Here is a 9,127-nt window from a genome sequence, read left to right as displayed (position 1 = left end):
CGCCGCACCCATGGGCGTGCCCCAGCGCCCCACATTCATGACCGAATGGTTTGGAAATATCCGCGGCGATGTGCTGGCCGGCATGGTTGTTGCCCTCGCGCTCATACCTGAGGCCATAGGCTTTTCGCTCATCGCAGGGGTTGACCCCAGTGTGGGCCTGTATGCGTCCGTTGCCATTGCCATGGTGATTGCCTTTACCGGCGGGCGGCCCGGCATGATTTCAGCGGCAACCGCGGCGGTGGCGGTGGTGGTGGTGCCGCTGGTGCGCGAATACGGGGTTGATTACCTGTTTGCAGCCACGGTTCTGATGGGGCTGATACAAGGCGTGGCCGCGCTGCTCCGGCTCGACCTGCTGATGCAATTTGTCTCGCGTTCGGTCATCACCGGTTTTGTAAATGCCCTGGCCATTCTCATTTTTATAGCCCAGATCCCGCAGCTTACGAATGTTGGCTGGGAAACTTATGCCATGGTGCTGGCGGGGCTTGCCATCATTTACGGTCTGCCGCGTCTCACCAAAATCATCCCGTCGCCGCTGGTTGCCATCCTGCTGCTGACCGCGCTTGCAGTGGGCATGGGCATACAGGTCAATACCGTTGGCCAGATGGGGCAATTGCCAGACGGTCTGCCCACATTCGGCCTGCCCGATGTCCCGCTGACGTGGGAAACGCTGCAGATCATCCTGCCCTATTCGCTGACGATGGCGGCTGTCGGCTTGCTGGAATCCCTGCTGACGGCGCAAATCGTTGACGATCTGACGCACACCGAAAGCAACAAGAAGCGCGAAAGCGCAGGGCAGGGCGTGGCCAATATAGTGGCAGCGATGTTTGGCGGCATGGGCGGCTGCGCGATGATCGGCCAGTCGGTCATCAATGTTGCGAGCGGCGGACGCGGGCGCTTGTCCAGCTTTGCCGCAGGGGCGTTCCTGCTGATCCTGCTTACCGTTCTGGGTGACTGGGTTGGCCGCGTACCGATGCCCGCACTCGTCGCCGTGATGATCATGGTGTCCATCGGCACTTTCAGCTGGAGTTCGATTGCCAATCTGCGCCGCCATCCGCCCACATCTTCGCTGGTGATGCTGGCCACCGTGATCGTGGTGGTATTCACCCATGATCTGGCGCTGGGCGTGCTGGTGGGTGTGCTTTTGTCCGGCATTTTCTTCGCCAACAAGGTTCGCCAGATGTTCGAAGTGGAACGCGTGCGCCGCCCGCACAGTGCGGTCTATACCGTAAAGGGCCAGATTTTCTTCGCTTCGGTTGACCGGCTGTTGCAGGCGATGGGGCCAGAAAGCCTGTATGAAGATGCGGCCCACCATGTCGTAATTGACGTGAGCAAGGCGCATTTCTGGGATATTTCTGCCATTGGCGCGCTGGACAAGGTGGTGGACCGCATGCGCCGCAATGGCCGCCATGTGCGGATTGTGGGAATGAACACCGCCAGCGCCGATCTGGTCGACAGGTTTGCACTGGAAGACCGCCTCGGCCTGGAAACGGGGCTCGCGCCGATCAAGCTGCCTGACTGACAGGCAACTAACGGACAGGTGCCGATCGCGCAGGAAATAACCCTGTTCATGAAATACGCGGCAACCCTTGGACGCGGGTGAATTTATGGGTAAACTGATCAGGCCATGAAAGAACTGTTTCAGCATACCGCGATTACGCACGGCATTACGGTCCGCGTTGCGGTCAGTTTTTTGCCGGAACAATCGCATCCCGAGGCGGGTAAATGGTTCTGGGTCTATCACATCCGGCTGGAGAACGGTTCTGACGAGACTGTCCGCCTCAAGTCCCGCCATTGGCGGATAACGGACGGGCGCGGCATGGTGAACCTTGTCGAAGGGGAAGGGGTGGTTGGCGAAACCCCCACTTTGCAGCCCGGCGGCACACATGATTATGTGTCCGGCTGCCCGCTCACCACGCCGCAGGGGTCGATGGAAGGGTTCTTCATTTTCGAAAAGGACGATGGCACGCCAGTGGAAGCTGCCATTCCCTATTTCCCGCTGGCAGCGCCTGCCACCACCAGCTGACCGCGCAGCTATTCAGCGAAACGGCCAGCCTGATGCAGGTTCTGCCATCAGGTCCAGAAACGCGCGCACCTTGGGTGTGCGGTTGATATCCACATGACTGACCAGCCAGATATCGACGTCCCATGCGGGCAGATGCGGCAGCACTTCAATCAGCCCTGCATGGCGCAATGCTGCCATTTTTGGCACAAAGCCAATGCCAATTCCGCACAGGACTGCTTCTGACAGCGCGGGTATGTCGTTACTGGTCATGATGATACTGGCTGCAGGCACATTGGCCGCCAGCCAGTGCAGAAACGGAGCGCGCGGATCGGCAGCGTTGCTGGCAATGAAACGGTGGTGGCCGAAATCTTCGATGCATGTGGGCAGGCCAAAGCGGTCACGATAGGATGGCGAAGCATAAAGCCCCATTTCCATCTTGCCCGCGGGCCGCACGATATTGTCCGGGTCCTGCGGCTTTTTTCCCACACGAAGGGCAATGTGCGCTTCCCCATATTCGAGTTTTGCCAGATCCTGCGTGGCCAGAAACTGGGTTCTGATACGCGGGTGCCGGCGGCTGAATTCGGCAATCACCGGAAAAATATGCTCTGCCATCTGCGCGATGGAAGTGATGATGAAATCACCTTCGATAATGGCTGACTGGCTTTTGGCATGGCGATGCAACTGTTCGAACTGTTCGTCACTTGCCTCTGCAATCTGTAACAGACGCAGGCCCAGATCGGTGGTGATGAAACCGCGCCGGTTCCGCTGGAACAGCTTGGCCCCCAGCATGCCTTCCAGCGTATCGATGTGGCGCGTGATCGTCGCGCGATGGACATTCAGCGCCTCGGCTGCGGCTGTCACCGTGCCCAGCTTCGCAACGGTCGCCGCGGTGCGGATTTCATTCCAGTGAAGCATGGCTCTCTTGCTGCAAAAATGCGCGTTCCCTGTGCATCTGGCGCTCTATACTCATTTTTTGCGCCATGGCATAGTATTCGCTGAAACCCGATAGCGGAGCACACACAATGAAAATTCTCGCCTATGCTGCCAGCAACAGCAGCCAGTCGATCAATCGCAAGCTTGTTGACCATGCCGTTCAGGTGCTGAAGGCCGAAATCCTGCCCGGTGCCGAAGTGGAAACGATCGACATCAATGATTATGAAATGCCGATTTACAGAATTGACCGGGAAATGGCTGATGGCATTCCTGCCAAGGCGCAGCAATTCTATGACAAGATTGGTGGTGCTGACGCTCTGTTGGTATCCTATGCCGAACATAATGGCTATTATACAGCGGCTTATAAAAATATCTTCGACTGGGTATCACGCATCGATCAGAAAATTTATCAGGGCAAACCCAAAATTGTCCTGTCCGCATCACCGGGGCCAGGCGCGGGTGCCAATGTGACCGGCGCTGTCGCAGCGTCCGCGCCTTTCTTTGCTGCGGATGTCAGGGCCACGGTCAATGTCGGCCACTTTGGCGAAAATTTTGATGAAGCAACCAACACCCTGACAGACGCGGCGCTGGCAGCCCAGCTTCGCGATGCCCTTGGCACGTTGGCCTGACGAGTCCACTTCGCGGATGTGCTGCCGAATGCCCTTTCATCCAGGCTGCCAGTGAGGAGCACCAATCGTGATGGTTGCAGGCGGGCACCAGTCAGATTAGACGCAGGCGCATGAAGCGGACTCATTTACCTTTGAATGCCCTGCGCGTGTTTGATGCAGCCGCGCGGCACCTGTCCTTCACCCGGGCGGCTGACGAACTGGCTGTGACGCCTGCCGCAGTTGGCCAGCAGATCCGCGCGCTGGAAGACCACCTCGGCACGGTATTGTTCCGCCGCACCAGCAAGGGGCTTGAACTCACCGACGAAGGCAGTGCCGGCCTCGATCCGCTGCGGGAGGGATTTCTGCGGTTTGAGGAAAGCGTGCAGGCCATGCAGGCAGGGCAGGCGAGCGACCGTTACACCATTGCCTGTCCGCGTGAATTTTTCGCCCAATGGCTCGCGCCCCGACTGGCGGAATTCGCCAAATCGAACGCCGGCGTCCGGTTCCAACTGGTCGCCGATGAAAATGCCGATTTTACCGAGGCCAATCTGGATGTGGCTATCCGCCTGGTGGATGGGCCGGGTGATCTGGAAGGAATTGAACTGGCCCCTGCGCGGCGCGTGGTCGTGGCCGCGCCCGGTGCGCCTGATGACTGGATTGACTGGCCCGGTGCGCCGCTGCCCGAAGGAGCGGATGCCACCGTTCAGGTCGGCAATGCCGGGCAGGCGCTGAGTTCTGCCGTGGCCGGAATGGGCAAGGCGATCCTGCCCTATCTGCTGGTTGAAGAAGCGCTGGAAGCCGGTCGTCTGACTGCATTGGAAGGGCCGGACGAGGGCCGCCGCGCATATTGGATGGTCGCGCCCCTGCCGCAGTGGCGGCAGAAAAAGGTGAAGGCGTTGGCATCGTTCCTGGCAGGCGATTGAACGTCGCATGCCGTCCGCAACGCCCACGATAGAAACTGCGCGTTTCACGTTACGCGAACTGTTGCGTTCCGATGCGGCGGATCTGTTTCCCAGCTTTTCCGACCAGGCAGCCATGAAATGGTGGAGCCGGGATGTTTTCGGTTCGCAAGCGGAATTGGCGGAGTGGCTGGTGCCCGAAAGCGGCTGGGACGAAGGGCGCAGCTGGGCCGTTGTGGCAGGCCATGGCGATCAGGTTTTCGGCAAGGTTTCCGGCAAGGTTTCCGGCCAGGTTTCTGGCCCGGTCCTTGCCCGCCTCGCTGCCATGGACAGGGGCGACGGCGTGACCGAGATTGCCTATCTGACCGTCATCGGCAGGCAGCGTCAGGGTATTGTGACAGAAGCGTTGACCGGTCTGATCGACCATTTGTTCAATGCGGAAGGCCGCCGGCGGCTTTTCGCCGATATCGATCCTGACAATGACGCATCGAACGCAGTGGCCCGGCGGCTCGGCTTCGTACTCGAAGGCAGGTTGCGCGAAAACATGGTGACCCATATCGGGCCGCGGGACAGTCTGATCTGGGGGCTGCTGCCTTCAGACTGGCATGCAAGAAAAGGCTAATTGCATTGCCTGCCAAATGCTGCGTGTCCATTTTGTCCAATTTTCTATGCTTGCTTTAAGTTAAGGTTGCGGTTCCTAATCTCGATCATGTGCGGTGTGGGCTGTGCACGGACGAGTGTCAGGGATGGGTCTTAACGGGGGTTGGTTCTTTGGATTTGCGGCGCGAGATACGTTACGACATCCAGATATGGGGCAAATATCGCCGGGGCAGGGGCAGCGCCACTGCGGTCCAGCTCTTCAACCTTTCCGAATATGGCTGCCAGTTTCGCGGGCTGTGGGGCCGCCTCGAAGAAGGCGCGACGCTCACCTTGAAAATCGGTTCCATCGGGCCAATTGACGCGCATGTGGTGTGGATTGACGGGGCCAGTGTGGGGATCGAATTTGCCGACCCCCTCCATCCCTCTGTCATGGCGCATATCATCGACAATATGGACGAGCGCGGAGCTGATGCCCAGGAACTGGACCAGCACGAACAGAACCAGCAGGATGCGAACTACGCGGCCAAGCGCGGAGCGCAGGCGTAAACCGCTTTTGCTTGACCAAAAGATCGAATCTACGTAAAGGCGCCTCATCCGATGCCCGCTTTTGCAGGTGCCGGTCAGATAGAGCTGAACATTGGCGGTGATATCGTGAGGGGCCTTGGTGAATTGCCAGGGTCTTTTTCTATTGCTCGGCAGGCGAGGGTTAAGGCCCGATCCAACCGGTCTTGCGGTATCCGTCAAAGTAACCCGGCCCATGGTCCGGGTGGAGCGTTTTCGGCTCGTGCTGGTGCCTGGTGGCAACCCCTATGGGGTTTTTCGCCGTGGCTCGCGCGGGACATCACGCTTCACTCAGGCCTCGTGCCACCGAACAGGTGAAGAGTACTTCATGCCTACAATCAATCAGTTGGTCCGCAAGGGCCGCGTTCCGCAGAAGGCCAAATCCAAGGTCCCTGCAATGGAAGAAAACCCGCAGAAGCGCGGCGTTTGCACCCGTGTTTATACCACGACCCCGAAAAAGCCGAACTCGGCATTGCGCAAGGTTGCCAAGGTCCGCCTGACCAACCAGCGCGAAGTCATCTCCTACATCCCCGGTGAAGGCCACAACCTTCAGGAACACTCCGTTGTCCTGATCCGTGGCGGCCGTGTGCGCGACCTTCCCGGTGTGCGTTACCACGTGCTGCGCGGTGTGCTCGATACACAGGGTGTCAAGGATCGCCGGAAGAGCCGTTCGAAATACGGCGCGAAGCGTCCCAAGTAAGCCTGTAGGGGCTAGGTTTTTTGGCGTGCGCCGCGAGTTTTACGCGCGCCGCCTGACAAGAAGGAATTCATCCGATGTCACGTCGTCGTCGTCCCGAAAAGCGGGTCATTCTTCCCGATCCCAAGTTTGGTGATCAGATCCTGTCGAAATTCATGAACAACCTCATGTATGACGGCAAGAAATCCACGGCCGAAAGCATTGTGTACGGTGCGCTCGCCACGGTTGAGGCCAAAGCCAAGGTCGATCCGATCCAGATGTTCCATGATGCGCTCAACAACATCAAGCCTCAGGTCGAAGTCCGCAGCCGCCGCGTTGGTGGTGCCACCTACCAGGTGCCGGTCGAGGTTCGCCCCGAGCGTGCGCAGGCGCTGGCAATCCGCTGGCTGATCTCGTCGGCTCGCGGTCGTCCTGAAACCACCATGAGTGCACGCCTGTCGGGCGAACTGATGGATGCGGCCAACAATCGTGGCAATGCGGTGAAGAAGCGTGAAGACGCGCACCGTATGGCCGACGCCAACCGCGCCTTCAGCCACTACCGCTGGTAAGCGCGATCAGATAAGGCGCCCCTGGCATCGGGCGGGTTTCTTTCGAAAGAAAGGCCGCCATGCCAGGGATGTCTTTACCTGGTCACAATCGTAACCATATCGGGGCCTGGAAACAGGACCGGGTCGCATCGGGCGGCTCCCCCCTATCACACCACAGGAATTTTCCATGGCCCGCGAATATCCGCTGGAACGCTACCGCAACATTGGCATCATGGCGCATATTGACGCCGGTAAGACCACGACAACGGAGCGGATCCTCTATTACACCGGCAAGTCCTACAAAATCGGCGAAGTGCATGATGGCGCGGCGACGATGGACTGGATGGAGCAGGAACAGGAACGTGGCATCACGATCACCTCCGCTGCAACCACCACCTTCTGGGCTGCTGAAGACGGCGAAGGCCCGAAGCACCGGATCAACATCATCGACACCCCGGGCCACGTTGACTTCACCATCGAAGTCGAACGTTCGCTTCGCGTGCTCGACGGCGCGGTTGCCGTGTTTGACGGCGTTGCCGGCGTGGAACCGCAGTCTGAAACCGTATGGCGTCAGGCTGACAAGTACAAAGTTCCGCGGATGTGCTTCATCAACAAGCTGGATCGCACCGGCGCGGATTTCTATTACTGCGTGCAGAGCATCATCGATCGTCTCGGTGCCAAGCCTCTCGTGCTGTATCTCCCGATCGGTATCGAAGGCGGCCTGAAGGGCGTTGTCGACCTCGTCAACAACCGCGGCATCGTCTGGGAAGACGAAGCTCTGGGTGCCAACTTCAACTATGTCGACATTCCTGAAGACATGGCTGACAAGGCTGCCGATTATCGTGAAAAGATGATCGAAACGGTCGTCGAAAACGATGACGAAGTGATGGAAGCCTATCTTGAAGGCAACATCCCTGACGCCGCAACGCTGAAGCGTCTGATTCGCAAGGGCACGCTGGATCAGGCATTCGTGCCAGTTCTGTGTGGTTCGGCGTTCAAGAACAAGGGCGTCCAGCCTTTGCTCGATGCGGTTGTTGACTATATGCCTTCGCCAATCGACGTTCCTGCCATCAAGGGCGTTCTGCCTGACAGCGACGAAGAAGCCGAGCGTCCATCGAGCGACGATGCACCGTTCAGTGCACTTGCGTTCAAGATCATGAACGATCCGTTCGTAGGCTCGCTCACCTTCACCCGCATCTATTCGGGCAAGCTGGTCAAGGGCCAGGTCCTGAACTCGGTAAAGGACAAGAAGGAAAAGATCGGCCGTATGCTGCTGATGCATTCCAACAACCGTGAAGACATCGAAGAAGCGTTTGCGGGCGACATTGTGGCGCTGGCAGGCATGAAGGATACCACCACGGGCGATACTCTGTGCGACATGGCCCACCCGATCATTCTTGAACGGATGGAATTCCCAGAGCCGGTTATCGAATTGTCGGTGGAACCCAAGACCAAGGCTGACCAGGAAAAGATGGGCGTTGCGCTTAATCGTCTGGCTGCCGAAGATCCTTCGTTCCGCGTGACGACTGACCATGAATCCGGTCAGACGATCATCAAGGGCATGGGCGAGCTTCACCTCGACATTCTGGTTGATCGCATGAAGCGTGAATTCAAGGTCGAGGCCAATGTTGGCGCGCCGCAGGTTGCGTATCGCGAATCGCTCGGCCGTACCATCGACGTGGATTACACGCATAAGAAACAGTCGGGCGGTACCGGCCAGTTCGCACGGGCAAAGGCCACCTTCACTCCTGGTGAACGTGGGCAGGGCATCGTGTTCGAAGACAGCATCAAGGGCGGTAATATTCCCAAGGAATATATCCCCGCGCTTGAAAAAGGCATTCGTGAACAGGCAGAAAGTGGCTATTTGATCGGCTTCCCGATCATCGACTTCACTGTCCACCTGACTGACGGTGCTTACCATGATGTCGATTCGTCCACCGTGGCGTTCGAAATCTGCGGTCGTGGTGCGATGCGCGAAGCGGCCGATCGGTCCGGCATCAAGCTGCTCGAGCCAGTGATGAAGGTTGAAGTCATTACACCTGAGGATTATCTTGGGGATGTAATCGGCGATCTCAACTCTCGTCGTGGTCAGATCCAGGGCACAGACACCCGCGGCAACGCCCAGGCTGTCGAAGCCATGGTGCCGCTGGCCAATATGTTCGGTTATGTGAATGAACTGCGTTCGTTCAGCCAGGGCCGGGCAAACTACTCGATGCAATTCTCGCATTACGAAGAAGTGCCGGCGAGTGTGGCACTCGAAGTCAAGGAGAAGCTTGCCTAAGGGCCAGCTTACGTTTAGG

Annotated in this window: 10 protein-coding genes; 9 read left to right on the top strand and 1 reads right to left on the bottom strand. The window is 58.4% G+C overall.

The window, feature by feature from the left end; translation table 11 throughout:
- Positions 1 to 10 precede the first annotated feature (10 nt).
- Together GRI44_RS06890 and apaG are read left to right on the top strand one after the other, a co-directional pair.
- Positions 11 to 1,519: a SulP family inorganic anion transporter gene (locus tag GRI44_RS06890; protein ID WP_160601340.1), complete on the top strand. Its 1,509-nt coding sequence runs from the start codon at positions 11 to 13 to the stop codon at positions 1,517 to 1,519.
- A gap of 105 nt (positions 1,520 to 1,624) precedes the next feature.
- Positions 1,625 to 2,023 (top strand): Co2+/Mg2+ efflux protein ApaG, encoded by a 399-nt coding sequence (gene apaG / locus GRI44_RS06885; RefSeq protein ID WP_160600629.1) that lies wholly within the window; start codon positions 1,625 to 1,627, stop codon positions 2,021 to 2,023.
- Positions 2,024 to 2,035: 12 nt separating this feature from the next.
- On the opposite strand, the gene GRI44_RS06880 is transcribed toward apaG, so the two are convergent.
- Positions 2,036 to 2,917 carry a LysR family transcriptional regulator gene (locus GRI44_RS06880; protein ID WP_160600628.1) on the bottom strand — a complete coding sequence of 294 codons (882 nt, stop codon included), beginning with the start codon at positions 2,915 to 2,917 and terminating at the stop codon, positions 2,036 to 2,038.
- A 107-nt stretch (positions 2,918 to 3,024) separates the two neighbouring features.
- Here GRI44_RS06880 and GRI44_RS06875 point away from each other — a divergent pair, with 107 nt between their 5' ends.
- The 7 genes from GRI44_RS06875 to fusA all read left to right on the top strand — a co-directional run bounded on the left by GRI44_RS06875 (position 3,025) and on the right by fusA (position 9,108).
- Positions 3,025 to 3,564 (top strand): NADPH-dependent FMN reductase, encoded by a 540-nt coding sequence (locus GRI44_RS06875; protein ID WP_160600627.1) that lies wholly within the window; start codon positions 3,025 to 3,027, stop codon positions 3,562 to 3,564.
- A gap of 110 nt (positions 3,565 to 3,674) precedes the next feature.
- Positions 3,675 to 4,466, top strand: coding sequence for a LysR family transcriptional regulator (locus GRI44_RS06870; RefSeq protein ID WP_160600626.1), 792 nt, complete (start codon positions 3,675 to 3,677; stop codon positions 4,464 to 4,466).
- A gap of 7 nt (positions 4,467 to 4,473) precedes the next feature.
- Complete coding sequence (locus tag GRI44_RS06865; protein ID WP_160600625.1) at positions 4,474 to 5,064, top strand: GNAT family N-acetyltransferase; 591 nt, start codon at positions 4,474 to 4,476, stop codon at positions 5,062 to 5,064.
- Positions 5,065 to 5,213: 149 nt separating this feature from the next.
- Positions 5,214 to 5,588 (top strand): PilZ domain-containing protein, encoded by a 375-nt coding sequence (locus GRI44_RS06860; protein WP_160600624.1) that lies wholly within the window; start codon positions 5,214 to 5,216, stop codon positions 5,586 to 5,588.
- 343 nt (positions 5,589 to 5,931) lie between these two features.
- Positions 5,932 to 6,303, top strand: a complete 372-nt coding sequence (rpsL, locus tag GRI44_RS06855; protein ID WP_160600623.1) for a 30S ribosomal protein S12 — start codon at positions 5,932 to 5,934, stop codon at positions 6,301 to 6,303.
- A 74-nt stretch (positions 6,304 to 6,377) separates the two neighbouring features.
- A complete protein-coding gene (gene rpsG / locus GRI44_RS06850) occupies positions 6,378 to 6,848 on the top strand; it encodes a 30S ribosomal protein S7 (protein WP_160600622.1) in 471 nt (156 codons plus the stop codon).
- 166 nt (positions 6,849 to 7,014) lie between these two features.
- Positions 7,015 to 9,108: an elongation factor G gene (fusA, locus tag GRI44_RS06845; RefSeq protein WP_160600621.1), complete on the top strand. Its 2,094-nt coding sequence runs from the start codon at positions 7,015 to 7,017 to the stop codon at positions 9,106 to 9,108.
- Positions 9,109 to 9,127 lie beyond the last annotated feature (19 nt).

The organism is Allopontixanthobacter confluentis, assembly GCF_009827615.1.
Lineage (GTDB): Bacteria > Pseudomonadota > Alphaproteobacteria > Sphingomonadales > Sphingomonadaceae > Allopontixanthobacter > Allopontixanthobacter confluentis.
Note: the sequence above shows the minus strand (reverse complement) of the source record. Positions and strands in the feature narration are given on the sequence as shown.

Bases quoted from the DNA above. Each gene is read 5' to 3' on its own strand.
- GRI44_RS06870 (WP_160600626.1), top strand. From the start codon at position 3,675: ATGAAGCGGACTCATTTACCTTTGAATGCCCTGCGCGTGTTTGATGCA.
- fusA (WP_160600621.1), top strand. From the start codon at position 7,015: ATGGCCCGCGAATATCCGCTGGAACGCTACCGCAACATTGGCATCATG.
- GRI44_RS06880 (WP_160600628.1), bottom strand. From the start codon at position 2,917: ATGCTTCACTGGAATGAAATCCGCACCGCGGCGACCGTTGCGAAGCTG.
- rpsL (WP_160600623.1), top strand. From the start codon at position 5,932: ATGCCTACAATCAATCAGTTGGTCCGCAAGGGCCGCGTTCCGCAGAAG.
- GRI44_RS06875 (WP_160600627.1), top strand. From the start codon at position 3,025: ATGAAAATTCTCGCCTATGCTGCCAGCAACAGCAGCCAGTCGATCAAT.
- GRI44_RS06865 (WP_160600625.1), top strand. From the start codon at position 4,474: ATGCCGTCCGCAACGCCCACGATAGAAACTGCGCGTTTCACGTTACGC.
- rpsG (WP_160600622.1), top strand. From the start codon at position 6,378: ATGTCACGTCGTCGTCGTCCCGAAAAGCGGGTCATTCTTCCCGATCCC.
- apaG (WP_160600629.1), top strand. From the start codon at position 1,625: ATGAAAGAACTGTTTCAGCATACCGCGATTACGCACGGCATTACGGTC.
- GRI44_RS06890 (WP_160601340.1), top strand. From the start codon at position 11: ATGGGCGTGCCCCAGCGCCCCACATTCATGACCGAATGGTTTGGAAAT.